This window comes from Alysiella filiformis (assembly GCF_014054525.1).
Lineage (GTDB): Bacteria > Pseudomonadota > Gammaproteobacteria > Burkholderiales > Neisseriaceae > Simonsiella > Simonsiella filiformis.
The window spans coordinates 521,336-541,374 of record NZ_CP059564.1 but is presented as its reverse complement, the minus strand read 5'-3'; the positions used below and the strand labels follow the sequence as shown (position 1 = coordinate 541,374).

Genomic DNA, 20,039 nt, shown 5'->3' with positions numbered 1-20,039 from the left:
AATGGTAAATTCTTGTAAATTTACACTTTTTTCAAAACGTAAAGCGCAAACAAGGCTGGTGGTTATAACACCACCAGCCCCATTTGTCAAATTGTTTGGAAAGCGATTATTTAACTTCCACTTTCGCGCCAGCTTCTTCCAATTGTTTTTTAATGTCGTCAGCTTCAGCTTGAGATACTGCTTCTTTCAAAGTTTTGGGTGCGCCATCAACCAAGTCTTTGGCTTCTTTCAAGCCCAAGCCAGTGATGGTACGAACCACTTTAATCACGCCAACTTTGTTGTCGCCAGCAGAAGCCAAAATCACGTCAAATTCGGTTTTTTCTTCAGCAGCAGCACCGCCAGCAGCAGGACCAGCAGCCACAGCAACCGCAGCAGCAGAAACGCCAAATTTTTCTTCAAACGCTTTAACCAACTCGTTCAATTCCATAACGGTCAAGTTGCTTACCGCTTCCAAAATGTCTTCTTTAGTAATAGCCATGCTATTGAACTCCTAAAAATATTGAATAATAAAAAAATTTAATGAATTAAAACAAAATCACAGAAAGGGCGTAAATTAAGCCGCTTCGCTTTCTTTTTTCTCTGCCAAAGCCGCCAAGCCACGTGCAAAGCCAGAAACAGGCGCTTGCATAACGAACAGCAATTTGGACAGCAATTCTTCGCGGCTTGGAATAGAAGCCAACTCAGTTACCTGAGCCACATTCAACACTTCGCCGTTGTAAGAACCAGCTTTTAAAACGATTTTGTCATCTTTTTTCGCGAATTGGTGCAGCACTTTTGCGGCGGCTACGGCATCTTCTGATGCAGCGTAAACCAATGGACCAACCATTTGGTCAGCCAAACCAGCAAAAGAAGTTCCTTCAACCGCACGGCGCGCCAATGTGTTTTTCAGAACGCGCAAGTAAACGCCTTCTTTACGCGCATTGGCACGGAGTTCAGTCATGCTGGCAACACTGATACCGCGATATTCAGCAATCACCATAGTTTGCGCATTGGCAATGCCTGCGCTGATTTCTTCTACGGTTGCTTTCTTGGTTTCAATATTGAGACTCAAGGTCTACCTCCCACTGTTTAAATTCAGGCTAACCAACATGATTAGCCCACCAGCGCGGCAACCTGATTTTAAAGACACTTTGCAAGCGATATTCAAAACATCAACCCGCAAAAACTTTTTTCAGGACTACCGTCTGCGTAGGGTTTGAATGATTAAAACTTGCGTTCCCTACGGTCTTGGACATCTACTTAATATTTTAAGTAGCCCCATTTTCAGGCTGCCTGAAAACACATTTTGCCATTTTCAGGCTGCCTGAAAGATTTTTTAAAGATTATTTAGCAGAAACGCTAGATACATCTACGCGCACACCCAAGCCCATGGTGCTGGATACGGCGATTTTTTTCAAGTATTGACCTTTGGCAGCAGCAGGTTTGGCTTTTACCAAAGCGTCCAACAAAGCGTCAAAGTTTTCTTTCAAATCGGCTTCGGCAAAAGATGCGCGACCGATGGTGGCGTGAATGATACCTGCTTTGTCGGTGCGGTATTGCACTTGACCTGCTTTCGCGTTTTTCACTGCTTCGGCAACATTAGGCGTTACGGTACCCACTTTTGGGTTTGGCATCAAGCCACGAGGACCCAAAATCGTACCCAACTGACCCACGATGCGCATCGCGTCAGGAGACGCAATCACCACATCAAAGTCCATATTGCCTTTTTTGATTTCTTCTGCCAAATCTTCAAAGCCCACGATGTCTGCGCCTGCTGCTTTTGCGGCTTCGGCGTTGGCACCTTGTGTGAACACGGCTACGCGCGTGGTTTTACCTGTGCCTTTTGGCAACACAACGGAACCGCGAATCACTTGGTCAGATTTACGAGGGTCAACGCCTAAGTTGAAAGACACATCTACTGATTCGTCAAATTTGGCGGTTGCGGCTTTTTTCACCAAAGCAATGGCTTCATCAATTGCATACAATTTGTTGGCTTCAACAGAAGCGCGCAATGCTTTCAAACGTTTAGAAATTTTTGCCATGTTACACACCCTCCGTATTCAAGCCCATAGAACGCGCTGAACCAGCAATGGTGCGTACCGCAGCGTCCAAATCAGCAGCCGTCAAATCAGGGTTTTTGGTTTTGGCAATTTCTTCCAACTGGGCGCGTGTTACCGTGCCAACTTTGTTGGTCAAAGAATTGGAACTGCCTTTTTGAATGCCTGCTGCTTTTTTCAACAACACAGATGCAGGTGGCGTTTTCAATACAAAAGTGAAAGACTTATCTGCATAAGCGGTAATCACAACGGGCGTTGGCAAACCAGGTTCCAAACCTTGTGTTGCCGCGTTGAACGCTTTACAAAATTCCATGATGTTCAAACCACGCTGACCCAAAGCAGGACCAACAGGTGGCGAAGGATTGGCTTTACCTGCAGGAATTTGCAGTTTGATGTAGCCGATGACTTTTTTTGCCATGTGTATAAACTCCAAAAAACGGGTATGACGCAGAAAATCTGCTCCCCAAAAATTAAGCTAATCATTTTAGCTTGTTTTTTTAATTTTGACAAGGGCTTTGCTTGTTCAGGCTGCCTGAAAAACGTTTAGGGCAATTTTTGAATATCGGGATAAGCGATTTTGACCCATTTTTTATAGCGGTCTTGCCATGTGATATAAGACCATTTGCCATTGTCTTTCACACCAAACATTTTGCCTTCAACCGCTACGCCGTCCATTGTGGTGGTCGTGGGAATGAAAACGTAATCGCGTTTTGTTTTGGATTGGTACACTTTGATTTTTGCCAAATTCGCACGAAACTGAACATCCGTTCCCGACATGCCACTTGCCATGCCCGCCAACAATGCTTTGGTGTCCGCCAAATTCATGCCCAATGATTTTGCCATTTGTTTCAAAATCGGCTCGGGCATCATGTCCACAAAAACCTGACCATTTTGTTTTTTCATGGCATCGTGCATTTTGGCGATGTCTTGTTGAATGACTTGTTCATCATTTTTATCATACGCCAACACGGGCGCAGACAACAGCAAAGTCATCATACCAAGCAATAAGGCATTTTGATGCAACACTTTCATTTTCATTACCCTTTCCAAATATTTCAGGCAGCCTGAACATTAAATCACTTTTTCTACTTGATTAAATTCAAGCTCAACAGGCGTTTCACGTCCGAAAATTTGTACGGTAACACGCAATTTATTGCGTTCATAATCAACGTGTTCAACAACCCCATCAAAGCCTTCAAATGGACCTTCATTCACACGAACTTGCTGACCCACATCAAATTCCACACGCGGTTTGGGTTTTTTGGTGCTGCCTGTATCGCTGCTGTTGCCCACTTGCGCCATCATCGCTTCCACTTCGCGCTGGGTAATCGGCAAAGGACGGTGCAAAGTACCACCCACAAAACCATTTACACGCGGCGTACTTTTTACCAAATGCCACGAGCTGTCGGTCATTTCCATTTCCACCAACACATAACCAGGGAAAAATTTGCGTTCAGACAGGGTTTTGCGACCATTTTTGATGTCCACCACTTCTTCAACAGGCACCAAAATTTGACCGAAATAATCTTCCATTTCTTCACGCGCAATGCGTTCTTTCAATGTTTTTTGAACATTTTTTTCAAAGCCCGAATAGGCTTGCACCACATACCAACGTTTGGCCATATTCTATCCCCTTTATTTCACTAAAATAAAATTAAACAGCAAAGAAATCACACTATCCACGCCATAAATGAAAAACGCAAATACCGCAACAAACACCATAACAAAACCCGTAATGCGAATGGCATCGGGACGTTTGGGCCAAACCACTTTTTTAAATTCGGCGGTGGATTCCTTAATATAACGGAACAATTTGAAACCGCCCTGTTTTTCCTGTTCTGCTTCTTGGCTCATTTTTTTTCCTATTCTGCCGCATTTCAGGCAGCCTGAATATACAAGAAAAAACTAACCAAGCTTTGTCACTTGGTTAGTTTTTAATGTGGCGGGCCAAGTAGGTCTCGAACCTACAACCCTCGGTTTTGGAGACCGATACTCTACCAATTGAGCTATTGACCCTTAATTTTTCAATTAAGCAATGACGTTAGCCACAACGCCTGCACCAACGGTACGACCACCTTCACGAATCGCGAAACGCAAACCGTTTTCCATCGCGATTGGGGCAATCAATTCAACGGTGATTTTCACGTTTTCGCCAGGCATAACCATTTCCACGCCTTCTGCCAAAGTTACTGCACCAGTAACATCAGTGGTACGGAAGTAGAATTGTGGGCGGTAGTTTGCGAAGAATGGGGTATGACGACCACCTTCTTCTTTGCTCAAAACGTACACTTCTGCTTCAAATTTGGTGTGTGGGGTAATGGTACCGGGTTTAGCCAATACTTGACCGCGTTCCACTTCTTCGCGTTTGGTGCCGCGCAACAATACACCTACGTTGTCGCCTGCTTGACCTTCGTCCAACAATTTGCGGAACATTTCCACGCCAGTACAAGTGGTTTTTTGGGTGTCTTTCAAGCCCACGATTTCAATTTCTTCGCCCACTTTGATGATACCGCGCTCTACGCGACCTGTTACCACGGTACCGCGACCAGAGATGGAGAACACGTCTTCAATAGGCAACAAGAAGGGTTTGTCAATCGCACGTTCTGGGGTAGGAATGTAGCTGTCCAAAGCGGCAGCCAATTCAAAGATTTTTTCTTTGTAAGCGGCATCGCCTTCCAAAGCGCGCAAAGCAGAACCTTGAACGATGGGGCAGTCATCACCAGGGAAATCGTAGCTGGACAACAAGTCGCGGATTTCCATTTCAACCAATTCCAACAACTCAGCGTCATCAACCATGTCGCATTTGTTCATGAACACGATGATGTAAGGAACGCCCACTTGGCGAGCCAACAAGATGTGTTCGCGGGTTTGTGGCATAGGACCGTCAGCAGCAGAGCATACCAAGATTGCGCCGTCCATTTGTGCCGCGCCAGTAATCATGTTTTTCACATAGTCGGCGTGTCCGGGGCAGTCTACGTGTGCGTAGTGGCGGTCTGCGGTTTCGTATTCAACGTGAGCGGTGTTAATGGTAATGCCGCGTGCTTTTTCTTCGGGAGCGGCGTCAATTTGGTCGTAAGCTTTTGCTGTGCCGCCGAATTTTTCAGCCAAAATGGTGGTCAATGCAGCAGTCAAAGTGGTTTTACCATGGTCAACGTGACCGATGGTGCCAACGTTTACGTGCGGTTTGCTACGTTCAAATTTTTCCTTTGCCATGGCAAAATTCCTATCAAAATATAAATGCTGGGATAATTTAAGAAGAGTGGTGCCCATGGGCGGAATTGAACCGCCGACCTCTCCCTTACCAAGGGAGTGCTCTACCCCTGAGCTACATGGGCTTATTCAGTTTTAGAGCTACTTACTGGACTACCAGTGAAGTAGCTACGGGTTATTTGGAGCGGGTGAAGGGAATCGAACCCTCACCGTAAGCTTGGAAGGCTTCTGCTCTACCATTGAGCTACACCCGCTTGTCTTGCTCCAAATTGGAATTTGTGGTGGTGGGAGAAGGATTCGAACCTTCGAAGCTCACGCAACAGATTTACAGTCTGCCCCCTTTGGCCGCTCGGGAATCCCACCACAAGAGAAACTGAACTATACGGCTATTTGACTTGTGGGTCAAGTGTATTTTGTGTACTTTTTGTTAGTGGCTTGTTTTGTTTTGATTCTTTCTTATTTGGCTGCGATGATTTTGTGGTACTTCGCCATCAATTCATCTTGGCTTTCGGGGTTTTCTTCGTCTATCAATATGCAATCTACGGGGCAAACTTGCTGACATTGGGGTTCGTCATAATGCCCTACGCATTGGGTGCATAAATTGGGATTGATTTCGTAAATTTCTTCGCCTTGGGATATGGCATCGTTGGGGCATTCGGGTTCGCATACATCGCAGTTGATGCATTCGTCTGTAATCAATAGGGACATGGTGTGTTCTCGTTTCAAATTTGCAAAGCGGTAAATTATAGCATAATTTGCTTTTCAGGCTGCCTGAAAACACAATTTAACGCTTTGAGAATATTTATTATTATTCATTGGCATATTGCAATAAAAGTTGTTGGCTTTGTCCTGCTTTGCCTTGCTTGATGATGGTGAGCCAATGGGGTAATTCGGGCAGGCTGCCTGCTTCTAAATAAATGTGGGCTTGGGGATTGAGTTTGCTTTGTAAATGCTGAAACAGCATTGCCCAATTTTGCCATGCAAATGGGGGGTCAAGCAGCACCAAATCAAAGGTTTGGGTGGTGTTTTGTAGGAAAAGCAGGCTGTCTTGTTGGGCAATGTGGCTGCGTGATTGTAGGGCGAATTGTTGGGCGTGTTGGCGCAAACTTTGGGCGGCTAGGCGATTGTTTTCGCAAAAATAAACGTGTTTGGCGTGGCGCGATAGGGCTTCAAAACCCAATGCGCCACTGCCTGCAAACAAATCCAATGCGATTTGCCCTGTGAGGTCTTGCCCGAGCCAATTAAATAGGCGTTCGCGGACGCTGTCGGGCGTGGGGCGCAAGCCTTCGGTGGTGGGAAAGTGGATTTTTCTGCCGCGCAATTCGCCACCAATAATGCGGATTTGGTTGCGGTGTTGGGCGTTGATTTTGTTTTTTTGGGGATTGGGTTTCATGTTTTCAGGCTGCCTGAATGGAGGTAAATGGGGCTTTATTATACAAAATAGGCTGCCTGAAATGTTTTTTCAGGCAGCCTGAACTGCATGATTTATGGTGCTTTGCGTCCCGACAAATCAATGCGGTACACCGCAAAGCCTGTTTCATCTACTTTTTCAAATGTGTAGGGGCGAACGGCTTTTTCTTTGATGAATTGTCGTGCCAAATCGCTGTTGGCGGTTTCAAAATAAATGTGCAAATTGGGCTGCGGCAGGTTTTTGAACGTCCAGTTTTGGTCGGCATTGGGGCGGATTTCGCCGTGTTGCTGGCTTTGCTGGCTGATGTATTGTGCCAAAACTTGACGGTTTTCATCGGGGGCAGCATAGATGATGTTTTTGTCGCCTGTGCCTGCAAAGCTGCCGCCTGTGGCGCGGTAATTGTTGGTGGCAACAATAAATTCATCGCTGTCTTGAACGGGTTTGCCTTGGTGGGTCAATTTGTGAATGCGTTGGCTGCCTGAATTGACCAATTTGCACGAACCGTCATAACGAGCAGGCTGGCTCACATCAATTTCGTATGCCACGCCGTCAATCACATCAAAATTGTAGGTGCGAAAACCGTCCCAATTCAACAGGGCTTGTGGTTGACTGCTGTTCACATCAATGTGTTTGAACATGCCTGCGGAACATTCCAACCATTCGCGCAATTCCTTACCCGACACCTTCACGGCATACAAGGTATTGGGATACAAATACAAATCGGCAGCATTGCGGAAAGTCAATTCGCCTTTGTGGACTTCGGTGTAGCTATTGGGGGCATTTTTGCGACCGCCAGCCTTGAAAGGGGCAACGGCACTCAATACAGGCAGCTTGCCATATTGAGGGTGGTCTTTAAAGACTTTTTGCACATAATCGGTTTGGGCTTGGCTGACAATTTGCATGGTAGGGTCATCTTGCACCAAAGCCAAAAAGCTGAACATATTATCGGACGATTTGCCTATGGGTTTACCGACAAATTGGCGTGTGGCTTCGTGATAAGGCTGCATCAATTTGACCATTTGTTCATCGTTTTCCACCAAAGGTTTTTTCTCTTTGCTGTCGTAAATGGGGCGCAAATGGGCTTGGCTGTTGAGCACGCGCCATTTGCCCGAGCTGTTGTCCAAAGTCAAATCCATAATACCGATGTGGCTGCCAAATTGCCCTGGCATGGTGGCGGCTTTGCCGTGAATGGTGCCTTTTTGAATGTCAATTTCAGGCAGCTTGGCAAATTCTTCGCTGGGAAACTGCCCATGTGCATGACCAAACGCCACCGCGTCCACGCCCTGAATTTGGCTCAATGCGTAGGTGGTGTTTTCTTGTCCTTGTTGATAGGCTTTGTTGGTGTCGCCCAAGCCACTGTGGTTCAGCACCACAATCAGGTCTGCGCCTTGCTTTTTCATGCGTGGCACCCATTTTTTTGCGCTGGCAACAATATCATGCACCTGCACTTTGCCGTCCAAATGTTTTTTATCCCATTGCAAAATTTGTGGCGTAACCAAACCCAACACGCCCACTTTCAGGCGGTGGGATTTGCCATTTTGGTCTTGCACTTTCATGGGCAAAATCACATAGGGCTGGTATTTGTTTGCACCTGTTTTGGCGTCCACCACATTGGCATTGACCACAGGCAAGCGGGTGGATTTGAGCGATTGCGCCAAAAAATCCAAGCCAAAATTGAATTCGTGATTGCCCAAAGTACTCACATGAAAACCCAACGTTTCCAAAGCCAAATAAGCGGGGTGTTTTTCTTTGCGATTCAATCCTTTGTCTGCCACATAATCGCCAATGGGTGCGCCTTGAATCAAATCGCCATTGTCCACCAAAAGATGGTTGGGGTTTTCTTTTTTGGCTTGGCGAATCAGCGTGGCGGTGCGGGTTAAGCCATATTGTGGATTGGCTTGGTCTTTATAATAATCAAAGTCGGTTAAGTTGGTGTGAATGTCGCTGGTTTCAATAATGCGAAATTGCACTTGGGCGGCAAGGGCATTGTGTGCCAACAGTGCGCTCAAAGCCAAAGTTAAGGCGGTTTTTTTCATGTGAAGACCTTTTTGGTTGGAAAAAAAGGCATTATAGTGTAAAGATACAATATTTGCAGATAAAACCTTTACAAAACGCGGTTTGTAGGGGCAGATTTCATATCTGCCCTGTTTGGATTTGCAGCAATTTTTATTTTTATCAATAAATTAAAAAAGAGGCGGATATGAAATCCGCCCCTACGTCAATTTAAAAGAAAGTCGGTTTTGCAAAGGTTTCAGATGGCAATTCAGGCTGCCCCAAAACTTGGCAACGCTGTCTGAAAACCCATTTTCATCAATTAAAGATTGATGATTTATGGCAATTTGGTGCGTGGTACGCACCCTACAAAACTATGACCCTCAATCACTAGGAAAGCATTAAGAAAAAAATGAACACAGAATACTTTAGATTACTTTGTTATTTTATTTTATATTTTTTATTTTATATTCTGAGTGCTTATTTAGGAGTATTAAATTTGTATTCATTAAATACAAATCATAGCGCTTTTTATGTTTTATACAACATCCATGCTATTTCATTCTTAATTTTAGGCTTTATTTTTAGAAGAAATATTATTAAAAATAAATTTTTTTATATTTTTATATTTCCAATTGTATTATATTTATTTATTCATATAATGGTCTATTTGTATTGTTTAGATTATGGTTTTCTAACTATCATGCCAGTTGTTATAATGAATTATGTTTTACTGGGTTTTTGGATATTACCTGTATTTTTATGGATATCATTTTTAATAAGCGGTTATTTAATAAAGGAAAAATAATTTAAATTATAGCTAACTAAAACTAAAACTAAAACCACTACAATATTAAATTTATCATGGCTTACTCCCAAGACTTGGCAACGCTGCCTGAAAACCCATTTTCATCAATTAAAGATTGATGATTTATGGCAATTTGGTGCGTGGTATGCACCCTACAAAGCTGGGGCGGCTCTCGCCTTACCGCCAGCCTACGTCAATCAATGCGCCGCGTCCCAATTTTCCCCCACGCCCACTTCTGCCAAAAGCGGCACGTTCAACACGCCCTCGCCCACGCTCGCCATGATTTCAGGCAGCCGCGTTTGGATTAAATCCACTTCATCAACAGGCACTTGCAACACCAATTCATCGTGTACCTGCATGATTAAACGCGATTTCAGGCTGCCTGAAACCAAAAAATCCTGCACCGCAATCATCGCCCGTTTAATCAAATCGCTGGCGGTGCCTTGCATGGGCGCGTTGATGGCGGCACGCTCTGCACCTGCGCGTGCCACCGCATTTTTCGCGTGGATATTGGGCAAATACAAACGTCTGCCCAACACCGTTTCCACAAAACCTTGCTGTTGCGCTTGTTCTTTGGTGCGCTGCATGTATTCTGCCACGCCCGTGTATCGCGCAAAATAGCGTTGAATGAACATTTTTGCCGACACATTGTCAATGCCCAAGGCTTTTGCCAAACCAAATTCGCCCATGCCGTAAATCAAACCAAAGTTAATCGTTTTCGCATAACGGCGTTGTTCGGGCGTGATGTGTTCGGGGGCAACGCCAAACACTTCCGCCGCCGTGCGCCTGTGCACGTCTTCGCCCAACTGAAAGGCAGCCTGCAAAGTCGCATCGCCCGACAAATGCGCCATAATCCGCAATTCAATTTGCGAATAGTCTGCCGAAACAATTACATAACCCTGTGGCGCATCAAAAGCGCGGCGCACCAAACGCCCTTGCGCGGTACGAATGGGGATATTCTGCAAATTCGGATTGCTGCTCGCCAAACGCCCCGTAACCGCCACCGCTTGCGCGTAATGCGTGTGTACGCGCCCCGTTTGCGGATTGAGCATTTCAGGCAGCTTGTCGGTGTAGGTGGATTTGAGTTTTGCCAAACTGCGGTTTTGCAACAAAATTTTGGGCAAAGGATAATCATCAGCCAATTTTTCCAACACACTTTCATCGGTGGAATAGCCGCCTGTTGCCGTTTTTTTCACGCCTTTGGTGGGAATGCCCATTTTGTCAAACAAAATTTCTTGCAACTGTTTGGGCGAATTGAGGTTAAACGGTTGTCCAGCCAAATCATAGGCTTGCTGTTCCAGTTGCAACAATTCCGCGCCCAAATCCGCGCTTTGTTTTGCCAATTCATCGCGGTTGATGTGCACGCCCACACGTTCCATTTCAAACAAAACTCGGGCAACAGGCAATTCCATTTTTTCATAAATTTCAATTTGTTGTGCGTCCATTTGTTGGCGCAAATGCCGCTCCAAACGCAAGGCGAAATCCGCGTCTTGGCAAGCGTATTCGGTGGCTTGTGCCACGCCCACATCGGCAAAGGCGATTTGCTTTTTGCCTGTGCCACACAAATCCTCGTATTTGATGGTTGTCAAGCCCAACCAGCGTTCTGCCAATTCGTCCAAGCCATGCCCCAAATGGCTTTCCACAATATAGGACGCGAGCATGGCATCGCCCACAATTCCTTTTAAATCAATGCCATGATTTTTGAAAACGTGTTGGTCGTATTTGAGATGTTGTCCGATTTTGCCCAGCGTTTCGCTTTCCAAAAAAGGTTTCAGGCTGGCTAAAACCTGTTGTTCATCAAGCTGTTGCTCGGTAAAGCTGTGATTGAGCGGAATGTACACCGCCTCGCCTGCCGCAAACGCCATGCTGATGCCCACCAATTTCGCCAACATGGGGTCTAGCGATGTGGTTTCGGTGTCCAAGCCTATGGTGGGGGTTTGGCGCAATTTTTCAATTAAATCATTCAGTTGCTCTGTTGTGGTAATGGCTTGATAATGCAGATTTTCGGGTTTGGCGGCAAGGGGCGTGGCGTTTTCAGGCTGCCTGAAAACGGGCGTTTCGCTTTGGGCAAACAAATCACCCGATATGGGATTTTGCACTTGGCTTTCCGCTTCTTTGAGCCACGTTTTGAAACCCAGTTCGCGGAAACGGGGCGCGAGTGCCGCCCAATCGGGATTTTGTCGTGCCAAATCTGGCAAACCGTGTGGCAATTCCGCGCTCAAATCCACATCGGTTTTAATCGTAACCAATTCATAAGAAAGAGGAAGTTGGGTTAAGGCTGCGCGAAGGTTTTCGCCAATTTTGCCTTTAAATTCATCGGCACGGCGCATGATTTCGTCCAGCGAACCAAATTCGGCTAACCATTTGGCGGCGGTTTTTTCGCCACATTTTTCCACCCCCGGTACGTTGTCCACTTTATCGCCCATCAGCGCGAGAAAATCTTTGATTTGATTGGGTTTCACGCCAAATTTTTCAAACACGCCCTGTTCGTCCAGCGTTTCGTTTTTCATGGTATTGACCAGCGTGATTTGCGGATTGACGAGCTGCGCCATGTCTTTGTCGCCTGTGGAAATGACCACATTCATGCCCTGCTCTGCTGCCTGAACCGCAAGTGTGCCTATCACATCGTCTGCCTCCACATTGCTGATTTTTAAGACTTTCCAACCCATAAGTTGCACCAATTCAGGCAGCATATCGGCTTGTGGGCGCAAATCATCGGGCATGGGTGGGCGCGTGGCTTTATAGTCGGGGAAAAGCGTGTGGCGGAAATTGTTGCCTTTGGCGTCAAACACGCAGGCGCAGTAATCGTGCGGCTGTTCGGCACGGAGTCGGCGCAACATATTCAGTACGCCATACACGGCATTGGTGGGCGTGCCATCTGGCGCGGAAAGGTGGGTCATGGCGTAAAACGCGCGGTAAAGGTAGGACGAACCGTCCACCAAAAGGAGGGTTTGTGGGGTAGTCATGTTCAGGCTGCCTGAAAAGTTAAACACCGCATAATGATACGCAAAAAAACACGTTCAGGCAGCCTGAAATTTGCCTATTTTTTAAGCAGATGTATTTTTATCTTAAAAAGACAATCCCTTATCCCCCTTATCCACAAATCATGCACACAGATTTACCCAAAAATCAGGGAAAACCCCATTTCAGCCAGCCCAACCATTCCCATATCAAGCAAAAATTTTAAAAATAAAAAGATGATGTTTGATGATTTTGCCCATTTGATGTGGATAAATGCTCGGCTGCCTGAATCAATCGGCTTTTGCGTTGAAGCATAAATCTGTGGATAAACCGCCCTGCTCACCACAATAAAAGGGGACACATGACAAGCACCGCCCCCAATCATGTGGATAAAACAGCCCTATGCACAAAGACTTTGTCTTATTATCCCCATTTTCAGGCAGCCTGAAACACGAAAATACAGCACAACAAAAATAAATTGCTATAATCCGCAAACCATTTTTGGGAGAGATTTTATGTTGCTGCAAACTTCAAGCATTACCAACAATAACTTACACACATTCATCGCCCAACAAGCCGAAGCGCAAGATGCCTTTACCCTGCTCAAAGAGCTGGCAGCGTGGTTGCGACAAGGAGGTGCAAAGCTCGCCCCACAACGGGTGCAAACCATCATCAGCATATTGCAAAACGATGCCGACTTGTGCAGCAAAATGGCGCATTTGCTGTGTGACTGGTTGTGTACCGTGCGTTTGTATCCCCTGTTTATCAGCGCAGGCATTTTTTCGCGCGAAGGTTTTATGAAAGAATTGGCGGCGCGTGGCTATGAGCGTTTCAATCCCGCCTACAAAGACATGGGCGATTTGCGCGATGCCTTTGCCCAAATTTTTGCCGATGAAAACGATGGGCAATGGCTCAATGCCGTGGCAGAACGCAAATGGCTCAAACTGTTTAGCCTAATCCGCCGCCACACCCCCCAAAACGACCGCGACACCGCCCAACGCTATATGCGAAGCGAAGGGTTTTACGCCATTGAAATGCTGTCCATTTGGGTGGCAGCCGAAGAGCTGGAACCCGACCTGATTCGCCTAGACAAAAAACTGCTGGATAGGGATTCGCCCTTTGTTGCGCTCAAACGCGAAGTGATGTTGTGGGTGGCAGCGCGCAATGAAAACCGCGATTTTGACAGCAGCCATTTGGAAGTGATGTTGAACCAAAGTCGGCAACAAGTGGAAACCTTACGCAAAAAAGGCACAGCAGAAGGCGCAGGTTCATCGTTGAGCGTGGCGCATTTGCTGGAAAGGCTAGACCAAACGCTCAATCGCATGACTTTGTTGATGCGCGTGTTTCACCCCGATGTGGTTGCGCCGCGTCAGGTGTTGTTTTTGGCGAGCCATTTGGCGCAAGCCACCGCCAATCAGCACAGCCTGTCGTGGTTGTGGAAACGCAGCGTGAAAATGCTGTCGCGCAGCATCACGCAAAACACCAGCAGCCACGGCGAACACTACATCACGCGCAACAAAAAAGAATATGTGCAAATGTTGCGCTCGGCGGCAGGTGGTGGGGTGTTGATTGCCCTCATGTCGCTGTTCAAAATCCATTTGGGCAAAAACATCGACAACCATTTTTGGCTGGGCATTGCCGAAGGTTTGAATTATGGCATTGGTTTTGCGATTATTTTTATGCTGGGCTTGACCGTTGCCACCAAACAGCCTGCCATGACCGCTTCACGTTTTGCGGCGGCGGTAGAGCGCAATGAAAAAGGGCATGTGGTCAATATGAAGCTGGCGCAACTGTTGGTTGATGTAATGCGTTCGCAGGCAGCCGCCGTGTTTGGCAATGTGTTTGTGGCATTCAGTTTGGCGAGCATCATTGCGTTGATTTATGGTTGGAGCCACGATTTTCCTTTGCTCAACAAAGCGCAGGTCATGTATCAGGTGCAATCGGTCAATTTGTGGGGCGCAACGTTGTGGTATGCCGCAATTGCGGGGGTGTGGTTGTTTTGTTCGGGGATTATTTCGGGCTTTTTTGACAACCGTTGTGATTATTTGAATTTGCGTATGCGTTTGCGCCACCACCCCGTGTTGAAATGGCTGCTGCCTGAAAACATACGCAGCCAATTTGCCGATTATGTGCACAATAATTACGGTTCCATTATGGGTAATTTGTGTTTTGGCATGCTGCTGGGCATGACGGGCTTTGTGGGACACATCACAGGTTTGCCTTTTGACATTCGCCATGTGGCGTTTTCGTCTGCCAATGTGGGCTATGCTGGCGTGAGTGGTGCTTTGGGCTGGGGCATGATGATTCAACTGGTGTGCTGTGTGTTGGCTATTGGTGCGGTGAATTTGGCGGTCAGCTTTTCCATTACCATGTGGGTGGCATTGCGTTCGCGCGAAAGCCAAGTGGACAGTTGGTGGGAAATCATCAAATGCGTGTGCCGCATTGCCAAAGAACGCCCTTTGAGCTTGCTTTTGCCGCTGCAATTACCGCCTGAACCCGTATCCCCATCACACAAAAACGACAAAACCGAAACGGCACAATAAGGGCGCGTGGGCATTTCAGGCAGCCTTTCAGACAATTTTTGATGTTGCCACAACCTCCCCTCCCCCTATGCAAGGGGGAGGGCTGGGGTGGGGGTTAGAAAGCCAATGTGCCACCCCCACCCTAACCCTCCCCCGCCAGACGGGGGAGGGAACAGATTGTGGGCAACCAAACAATTTTTGTCGTGTACCGTCAGGCAGCCTGAAACCTTTGCCAAACCCACTTTCAAACTGACACAGGGGCGGATTTCATATCCGCCCCTTTCTCAATTTATTGATAAAAATAAAAATTGCGGCAAATCGCAACAGGGCAGATATGAAATCAGCCCCTACAAACCGAGTTTTGCAAAAATTTCAGCCTGAAAATAAAATCCAAGCAAACGTTTGAGTAAAGCCCCCCATTATGGGAAAATAGGGCTTTCCTAACCCAATCTTTTATGATGGAGAACACGATGAGCGTTAAAGTTGCAATTAACGGTTTTGGTCGCATTGGTCGCTTGGCGTTGCGCCGCATTATTCAAACCGAAGGCATTGAAGTGGTTGCCGTAAACGATTTGACCCCAGCCGATATGTTGGTGCATTTGTTTAAATACGACACCACACAAGGTCGCTTTCAAGGCACGGCTGAATTGAAAGACGACAAAATGGTCGTGAATGGCAAAGAAATCTTGGTGTTTGCCAAACCCAATCCCGAAGAATTGCCTTGGGGCGATTTGGGCATTGATGTGGTGTTGGAATGCACAGGCTTTTTTGCTTCCAAAGACAAAGCCGAAGCCCACGTTCGCGCAGGCGCACGCAAAGTGGTGATTTCCGCCCCAGGTGGCGATGATGTGAAAACCGTGGTGTTCAACGTCAATCACGACATTTTGGACGGCAGCGAAACCGTGATTTCTGCCGCATCTTGCACCACCAACTGCCTTGCTCCTATGGCAAAAGTGTTGCAAGACCAATTTGGCGTGGTGCAAGGTTTGATGACCACCGTTCACGCCTACACAGGCGACCAAAACACTTTGGACGCACCACACCGCAAAGGCGATTTCCGCCGTGCGCGCGCTGCCGCCGCCAACATTGTGCCAAACAGCACAGGCGCAGCCAAAGCCATTGGCTTGGTGATTCCCGAATTGAAAGGCAAATTGGACGGTGCGGCACAGCGCGTTCCCGTTGCCACAGGTTCTTTAACCGAATTGGTGTGCGTGTTGAACAAAAAAGTGTCCAAAGAAGAAGTGAACGCCGCCATGCAGGCAGCCGCCAATGAATCTTTTGGCTACACCGAAGAAGAATTGGTGTCATCTGATATTGTGGGCATGAGCTTTGGTTCTTTGTTTGACGCAACCCAAACGCGCGTACAAACCGTAGGCGACAACCAATTGGTGAAAACCGTGGCGTGGTACGACAATGAAATGTCTTACGCTTCACAATTGGTGCGTGTGTTGAAGTATTTTGCCGAAAAAATCTGATTTTATTGATTTAAATTGAAAAACAGGCTGCCTGAAATGCGATTTTGGCGTTTCAGACAGCCTTTTTGCATCACGAAACATGAATTTGCCTAAAATTTAAGCAAACTCATTTTTCAAAATAAAATGAAATATTTAAATGGCTTATCCACACGTCATGCACAAGATTATGCGCCCAAACAGGGGGATTATTTCAACACCACCTTTGTCCAACGTGCCGCCCATGCTTTTTGTTGGCGATGAACGCGCTCATCTTGGGGCGAAAAATGCGTGGGCGGCACATTGGCGTGCAACATGGCAGGCGGCAACATCACACCCTTTACCGCAGGATACACCCACATGCTGGTGGGTATGTCTTTTTGCACCGATGGGTTTTGCAAATATTGCACCAATTTGGCTGCCAATTCAGGCTGCTTTGCGCCTTGCAACACGGCTGCCCCTTCAATTTGGCGATAATTGCCGCCTTGCAAAAACAAATTGCCCATATTGGGTGTGGATAATTTGCCTTCGCTGTAAAACACTTCTGCCGCAGGGCTGCTGGCGTAGCCAACCATAATGGGGCGCGAACCGCCATTGAGCGTAAATTCGGTGTAATAGGCTTCCGACCAGCCTTTGGTGATTTTAATGCCGTTTTGACGCATGTCTGCCCACCATTTGAAGGCGTTTTCTTCGCCCAAGCCGCCAATGTTTGCCAGCAAAAACGCCATGGCTGGGGTGGACGTGTTGGGATTGGGCGACACAACCAAGTTTTTGTATTCGGGTTTGGTCAAATCTGCCAGCGATTTGGGCAGGGGGATTTTTTTGTCGGCAAACCATTTTTTGTCGTAATTCAGGTTCACAAAGGCGTAATTGACGGCAAGGGCGTGCGGCAATTTGACCACGGTGGCGGCAGATTCAGGCTGCTTGGCAGCGAGCAGATTTTCTTGGTGGGCGCGAGACACATTGGCGTTGTCCAAGCCATACACGGCATCGGCGATGGGGCTTTTTTTGCTGATGATGAGTTTGTTGAGCAGCTCATTGCCATCGCCCGATTTCAAAATGACGATTTTGGCATCGTGTTGTTTTTCAAAGGCGGCGATGTGTTCTTTGGGCAAATCAAAGCTGCTGTGGGTGGCAAGGCGCACTTCGGTGGCGGCGTATGCCGACACGTTCCAAATGGCAAAAAGCAGGACGAAGGTTTTTTTCATGGTCTTTTTTTCCTTTGTGGATAAGATTTTTTGAGGGAAATGGGGTTTTCAGGCAGCCTGAAATGAGCTGAAATCTGTTCCCTCCCCTGCTGGCGGGGGAGGGGGTAGGTTTGTGGTAACCCAAAAGTTTTTGTCGTGTACCGTCAGGCTGCCTGAAACGCAAAAAACCGATTGCACACACGAACTGGCAATCGGTTTTTTGTTTGCATCAACAAAAATTTCAACGATTTAGTTTCCTACGCCAGCATTAACTGTACAGGTACAACGGGTAAGTCTCAGCCGCAAAACGTGGTTTGCAGCACCCCGACTAAAACAGGGTCTATTGTGGCAATTTTTGTGGTGGCTGTAAATGGTTTTAATCCAAAATCTTATTTTTAAATTTAAAATGATGATTTTGAGTATGAGTCCAGACTTTTGCTGTGGATAATGGTTTTTTAATTGTTTTTTCAATTTGTTGTGTGAAAATGAGCTTGTGGATAATTCATATTTGATGACGATGATGGCTTGTGGATAATTGTGGGCAGTTTGTTCAGGCTGCCTGAAAATGGGGGATAAATTGCCACTTATCCCCCAAATGTGGCAAAAAGACTTACAATTTGACTTTTTGGAAAACGAAATGGCTATGAAACTTTTGTGTTGCACCTTGTTGGCAGGCGCGGCTTTGTCGGCTTGCACTTGGGAAACTTATCAAAAAGACAATGGGGCTACGGCTTTGCGCCAAAAATACCCTGCTGGCACTGGGGTGTATTACACCAATGGCGCGGCTTCGCAAAACACGCATTATCACGGTAATCGCCCACAACAGCACGCGATTGTGCCACAAAAGTCGGAATAATTCGGTTTCAGGCTGCCTGAAAACCCATTTTTTAAGGAAAATACATCATGTCTGATTTACACATCATCATTTTGGCGGCGGGCAAAGGCACGCGCATGTATTCCAAAATGCCCAAAGTTTTGCACCAAATTGGCGGCAAACCCATGCTCGCCCACGTTATGGACACGGCTTTGCAACTCAATCCCCAATCGCTGCATGTGGTGATTGGGCATGGCAAAGAGCAGGTGTTGGCGCAGTTGGCGCAAACTTATCCACAAGCAAATTGGGTGGAACAAACCGAACAACTCGGTACAGGACACGCGGTCAAATCCGCCCTGCCCCACATGCCCAACACGGGCAAAACGCTGGTGTTGTATGGCGATGTGCCTTTGATTGACGCACCCACTTTACAACAATTACTCAACGCGGCTGGCGATGAAGTCGGCTTGCTGACCGATGTGCTGCCTGAACCCACAGGTTACGGTCGCATTATCCGCAACGCGCAAAATCAGGTCATCGCCATTGTGGAAGAAAAAGATGCCAACGCCGAACAAAAAGCCATTGCCGAAATCAACACAGGCATTTTTGTTTTGCCCAACGCGCAACTTTCAGGCTGGCTCAACGCGCTCAACGCCAACAACGCGCAAGGCGAATATTATTTGACCGATGTGATTGCCCTTGCCAATGCCGACCACATTGCCGTACACCCCGTGCAAGTGGCACATCATTACTTGGCAATGGGCGTGAACAACAAATTGCAACTTTCCGAATTGAACCAAATTCATCGCCAACATCAAGCGGCAAATTTAATGGCGGCAGGCGTAACGCTGATTCAAGCGTCCACATTTGAAATGCGCGGCAGCCTGAAACACGGACAAGATGTCATCATTGACGCCAACTGCGTGTTGGTGGGCGAAAACGCGTTTGGCGATGACGTGCAAATTGGCGCACATTGTTTCATCAAAAACGCCAAAATTGGCGCAGGCACGGTGGTTGAACCATTCAGCCATTTGGAAGATTGCGTGATTGGCGAAAACGCAAAAATCGGTCCTTACGCCCGTTTGCGCCCCAAAGCCGTGTTGGCAGACGAAGTGCATATTGGCAATTTTGTGGAAATCAAAAACAGCACCATCGGACACGGCAGCAAAGCCAACCATTTGAGCTACATTGGCGATGCAACCGTGGGCAAAAAAACCAATATCGGCGCAGGCACAATCACTTGCAACTATGATGGCGTAAACAAATACCGCACCGAAATTGGCGATGAAGTACGCATTGGTTCAGACACCATGTTGGTCGCCCCCGTGAAAATTGGCGACAAAGCCACCACAGGCGCAGGCAGCGTGATTACCAAAGATTGCGAATCAGGCAAATTGGTGGTGGCGCGCGCCAAACAAGTGGTGGTGGACAACTGGGTTCGCCCCGAAAAGCCCAGCAAATCATGAGCGAAATTGTGTATGTGAAATGCCCCACTTGCCAAACCCAAGTGGCGTGGCTGCCTGAAAACGCCCATCGTCCCTTTTGCAGCGAAAAATGCCAGTTGATTGATTTGGGCGAATGGGCAAGCGAAAACCGCACCATCGTTGCCCAAGCAAATTGGCACGATTTAGATGATTGAGCATCATG

Annotated in this window: 20 protein-coding genes, 4 tRNA genes and 1 riboswitch; of the genes, 6 read left to right on the top strand and 18 right to left on the bottom strand. The window is 47.0% G+C overall.

Annotated elements, in window-relative coordinates; all coding sequences use genetic code 11:
* Positions 1 to 106: 106 nt before the first annotated feature.
* From rplL to H3L97_RS02660, 17 genes are all read right to left on the bottom strand, one after another.
* The gene (gene rplL / locus H3L97_RS02740) at positions 107 to 478 is read right to left on the bottom strand and encodes a 50S ribosomal protein L7/L12 (RefSeq protein ID WP_097115194.1); all 372 of its coding nucleotides are present in this window, start codon (positions 476 to 478) and stop codon (positions 107 to 109) included.
* Between the two features lie 75 nt (positions 479 to 553).
* Positions 554 to 1,051: a 50S ribosomal protein L10 gene (rplJ, locus tag H3L97_RS02735; RefSeq protein WP_034294586.1), complete on the bottom strand. Its 498-nt coding sequence runs from the start codon at positions 1,049 to 1,051 to the stop codon at positions 554 to 556.
* 271 nt (positions 1,052 to 1,322) lie between these two features.
* The gene (rplA, locus tag H3L97_RS02730) at positions 1,323 to 2,021 is read right to left on the bottom strand and encodes a 50S ribosomal protein L1 (RefSeq protein WP_034294583.1); all 699 of its coding nucleotides are present in this window, start codon (positions 2,019 to 2,021) and stop codon (positions 1,323 to 1,325) included.
* A gap of 1 nt (position 2,022) precedes the next feature.
* Positions 2,023 to 2,454 carry a 50S ribosomal protein L11 gene (rplK, locus tag H3L97_RS02725; protein ID WP_097115195.1) on the bottom strand — a complete coding sequence of 144 codons (432 nt, stop codon included), beginning with the start codon at positions 2,452 to 2,454 and terminating at the stop codon, positions 2,023 to 2,025.
* Positions 2,455 to 2,579: 125 nt separating this feature from the next.
* Positions 2,580 to 3,068, bottom strand: a complete 489-nt coding sequence (locus H3L97_RS02720; RefSeq protein ID WP_179655908.1) for a hypothetical protein — start codon at positions 3,066 to 3,068, stop codon at positions 2,580 to 2,582.
* 39 nt (positions 3,069 to 3,107) lie between these two features.
* Complete coding sequence (gene nusG, locus H3L97_RS02715) at positions 3,108 to 3,659, bottom strand: transcription termination/antitermination protein NusG (RefSeq protein ID WP_097115197.1); 552 nt, start codon at positions 3,657 to 3,659, stop codon at positions 3,108 to 3,110.
* Between the two features lie 12 nt (positions 3,660 to 3,671).
* Positions 3,672 to 3,890 carry a preprotein translocase subunit SecE gene (gene secE / locus H3L97_RS02710; protein WP_097115198.1) on the bottom strand — a complete coding sequence of 73 codons (219 nt, stop codon included), beginning with the start codon at positions 3,888 to 3,890 and terminating at the stop codon, positions 3,672 to 3,674.
* Between the two features lie 86 nt (positions 3,891 to 3,976).
* Positions 3,977 to 4,052: transfer RNA gene (locus H3L97_RS02705), tRNA-Trp, on the bottom strand.
* A gap of 12 nt (positions 4,053 to 4,064) precedes the next feature.
* The gene (gene tuf / locus H3L97_RS02700) at positions 4,065 to 5,249 is read right to left on the bottom strand and encodes an elongation factor Tu (protein ID WP_115723606.1); all 1,185 of its coding nucleotides are present in this window, start codon (positions 5,247 to 5,249) and stop codon (positions 4,065 to 4,067) included.
* Positions 5,250 to 5,296: 47 nt separating this feature from the next.
* A tRNA-Thr gene (locus H3L97_RS02695) sits at positions 5,297 to 5,371 on the bottom strand.
* Positions 5,372 to 5,426: 55 nt separating this feature from the next.
* Positions 5,427 to 5,500, bottom strand: a tRNA-Gly gene (locus tag H3L97_RS02690).
* Between the two features lie 25 nt (positions 5,501 to 5,525).
* Positions 5,526 to 5,609: transfer RNA gene (locus tag H3L97_RS02685), tRNA-Tyr, on the bottom strand.
* Positions 5,610 to 5,702: 93 nt separating this feature from the next.
* Complete coding sequence (locus H3L97_RS02680) at positions 5,703 to 5,954, bottom strand: YfhL family 4Fe-4S dicluster ferredoxin (RefSeq protein ID WP_097114927.1); 252 nt, start codon at positions 5,952 to 5,954, stop codon at positions 5,703 to 5,705.
* A gap of 100 nt (positions 5,955 to 6,054) precedes the next feature.
* Positions 6,055 to 6,639 (bottom strand): 16S rRNA (guanine(966)-N(2))-methyltransferase RsmD, encoded by a 585-nt coding sequence (rsmD, locus tag H3L97_RS02675; RefSeq protein WP_097114926.1) that lies wholly within the window; start codon positions 6,637 to 6,639, stop codon positions 6,055 to 6,057.
* Positions 6,640 to 6,731: 92 nt separating this feature from the next.
* A complete protein-coding gene (locus tag H3L97_RS02670; RefSeq protein WP_097114925.1) occupies positions 6,732 to 8,693 on the bottom strand; it encodes a bifunctional 2',3'-cyclic-nucleotide 2'-phosphodiesterase/3'-nucleotidase in 1,962 nt (653 codons plus the stop codon).
* A 961-nt stretch (positions 8,694 to 9,654) separates the two neighbouring features.
* The gene (polA, locus tag H3L97_RS02665; protein ID WP_097114924.1) at positions 9,655 to 12,423 is read right to left on the bottom strand and encodes a DNA polymerase I; all 2,769 of its coding nucleotides are present in this window, start codon (positions 12,421 to 12,423) and stop codon (positions 9,655 to 9,657) included.
* A gap of 152 nt (positions 12,424 to 12,575) precedes the next feature.
* Positions 12,576 to 12,803 (bottom strand): hypothetical protein, encoded by a 228-nt coding sequence (locus tag H3L97_RS02660; protein ID WP_097114923.1) that lies wholly within the window; start codon positions 12,801 to 12,803, stop codon positions 12,576 to 12,578.
* A 130-nt stretch (positions 12,804 to 12,933) separates the two neighbouring features.
* Here H3L97_RS02660 and H3L97_RS02655 point away from each other — a divergent pair, with 130 nt between their 5' ends.
* The 3 genes from H3L97_RS02655 to gap all read left to right on the top strand — a co-directional run bounded on the left by H3L97_RS02655 (position 12,934) and on the right by gap (position 16,415).
* Entirely contained in the window at positions 12,934 to 14,961 is a 2,028-nt protein-coding gene (locus tag H3L97_RS02655; RefSeq protein ID WP_097114922.1) for a site-specific recombinase, read from the top strand.
* 156 nt (positions 14,962 to 15,117) lie between these two features.
* Positions 15,118 to 15,321: a hypothetical protein gene (locus H3L97_RS02650; RefSeq protein WP_097114921.1), complete on the top strand. Its 204-nt coding sequence runs from the start codon at positions 15,118 to 15,120 to the stop codon at positions 15,319 to 15,321.
* Between the two features lie 89 nt (positions 15,322 to 15,410).
* Positions 15,411 to 16,415 (top strand): type I glyceraldehyde-3-phosphate dehydrogenase, encoded by a 1,005-nt coding sequence (gap, locus tag H3L97_RS02645; RefSeq protein ID WP_097114920.1) that lies wholly within the window; start codon positions 15,411 to 15,413, stop codon positions 16,413 to 16,415.
* 185 nt (positions 16,416 to 16,600) lie between these two features.
* Here the strand turns inward: gap and H3L97_RS02640 are convergent, their stop codons facing one another.
* Positions 16,601 to 17,599 (bottom strand): thiamine ABC transporter substrate-binding protein, encoded by a 999-nt coding sequence (locus H3L97_RS02640; RefSeq protein WP_097114919.1) that lies wholly within the window; start codon positions 17,597 to 17,599, stop codon positions 16,601 to 16,603.
* Between the two features lie 216 nt (positions 17,600 to 17,815).
* Positions 17,816 to 17,915, bottom strand: a riboswitch (TPP riboswitch).
* 228 nt (positions 17,916 to 18,143) lie between these two features.
* Here H3L97_RS02640 and H3L97_RS02635 point away from each other — a divergent pair.
* Genes H3L97_RS02635 through yacG form a run of 3 tightly spaced genes read left to right on the top strand, consistent with a single transcriptional unit; the run spans position 18,144 to position 20,031 of the window.
* The gene (locus tag H3L97_RS02635; protein ID WP_224446323.1) at positions 18,144 to 18,434 is read left to right on the top strand and encodes a hypothetical protein; all 291 of its coding nucleotides are present in this window, start codon (positions 18,144 to 18,146) and stop codon (positions 18,432 to 18,434) included.
* 47 nt (positions 18,435 to 18,481) lie between these two features.
* Complete coding sequence (gene glmU / locus H3L97_RS02630) at positions 18,482 to 19,858, top strand: bifunctional UDP-N-acetylglucosamine diphosphorylase/glucosamine-1-phosphate N-acetyltransferase GlmU (protein WP_097114918.1); 1,377 nt, start codon at positions 18,482 to 18,484, stop codon at positions 19,856 to 19,858.
* Positions 19,855 to 20,031 carry a DNA gyrase inhibitor YacG gene (gene yacG / locus H3L97_RS02625; protein WP_097114917.1) on the top strand — a complete coding sequence of 59 codons (177 nt, stop codon included), beginning with the start codon at positions 19,855 to 19,857 and terminating at the stop codon, positions 20,029 to 20,031. Before glmU ends, yacG begins: the two co-directional genes overlap by 4 nt.
* The last annotated feature ends 8 nt before the right edge of the window (positions 20,032 to 20,039 follow it).

Bases quoted from the DNA above. Each gene is read 5' to 3' on its own strand.
- rsmD (WP_097114926.1), bottom strand. From the start codon at position 6,639: ATGAAACCCAATCCCCAAAAAAACAAAATCAACGCCCAACACCGCAAC.
- yacG (WP_097114917.1), top strand. From the start codon at position 19,855: ATGAGCGAAATTGTGTATGTGAAATGCCCCACTTGCCAAACCCAAGTG.
- H3L97_RS02660 (WP_097114923.1), bottom strand. From the start codon at position 12,803: ATGATTGGGGGCGGTGCTTGTCATGTGTCCCCTTTTATTGTGGTGAGC.
- polA (WP_097114924.1), bottom strand. From the start codon at position 12,423: ATGACTACCCCACAAACCCTCCTTTTGGTGGACGGTTCGTCCTACCTT.
- nusG (WP_097115197.1), bottom strand. From the start codon at position 3,659: ATGGCCAAACGTTGGTATGTGGTGCAAGCCTATTCGGGCTTTGAAAAA.
- H3L97_RS02635 (WP_224446323.1), top strand. From the start codon at position 18,144: ATGGGGGATAAATTGCCACTTATCCCCCAAATGTGGCAAAAAGACTTA.
- H3L97_RS02640 (WP_097114919.1), bottom strand. From the start codon at position 17,599: ATGAAAAAAACCTTCGTCCTGCTTTTTGCCATTTGGAACGTGTCGGCA.
- glmU (WP_097114918.1), top strand. From the start codon at position 18,482: ATGTCTGATTTACACATCATCATTTTGGCGGCGGGCAAAGGCACGCGC.
- H3L97_RS02670 (WP_097114925.1), bottom strand. From the start codon at position 8,693: ATGAAAAAAACCGCCTTAACTTTGGCTTTGAGCGCACTGTTGGCACAC.
- gap (WP_097114920.1), top strand. From the start codon at position 15,411: ATGAGCGTTAAAGTTGCAATTAACGGTTTTGGTCGCATTGGTCGCTTG.
- secE (WP_097115198.1), bottom strand. From the start codon at position 3,890: ATGAGCCAAGAAGCAGAACAGGAAAAACAGGGCGGTTTCAAATTGTTC.
- H3L97_RS02680 (WP_097114927.1), bottom strand. From the start codon at position 5,954: ATGTCCCTATTGATTACAGACGAATGCATCAACTGCGATGTATGCGAA.
- rplL (WP_097115194.1), bottom strand. From the start codon at position 478: ATGGCTATTACTAAAGAAGACATTTTGGAAGCGGTAAGCAACTTGACC.
- rplK (WP_097115195.1), bottom strand. From the start codon at position 2,454: ATGGCAAAAAAAGTCATCGGCTACATCAAACTGCAAATTCCTGCAGGT.
- H3L97_RS02655 (WP_097114922.1), top strand. From the start codon at position 12,934: ATGTTGCTGCAAACTTCAAGCATTACCAACAATAACTTACACACATTC.
- rplA (WP_034294583.1), bottom strand. From the start codon at position 2,021: ATGGCAAAAATTTCTAAACGTTTGAAAGCATTGCGCGCTTCTGTTGAA.
- H3L97_RS02720 (WP_179655908.1), bottom strand. From the start codon at position 3,068: ATGAAAGTGTTGCATCAAAATGCCTTATTGCTTGGTATGATGACTTTG.
- tuf (WP_115723606.1), bottom strand. From the start codon at position 5,249: ATGGCAAAGGAAAAATTTGAACGTAGCAAACCGCACGTAAACGTTGGC.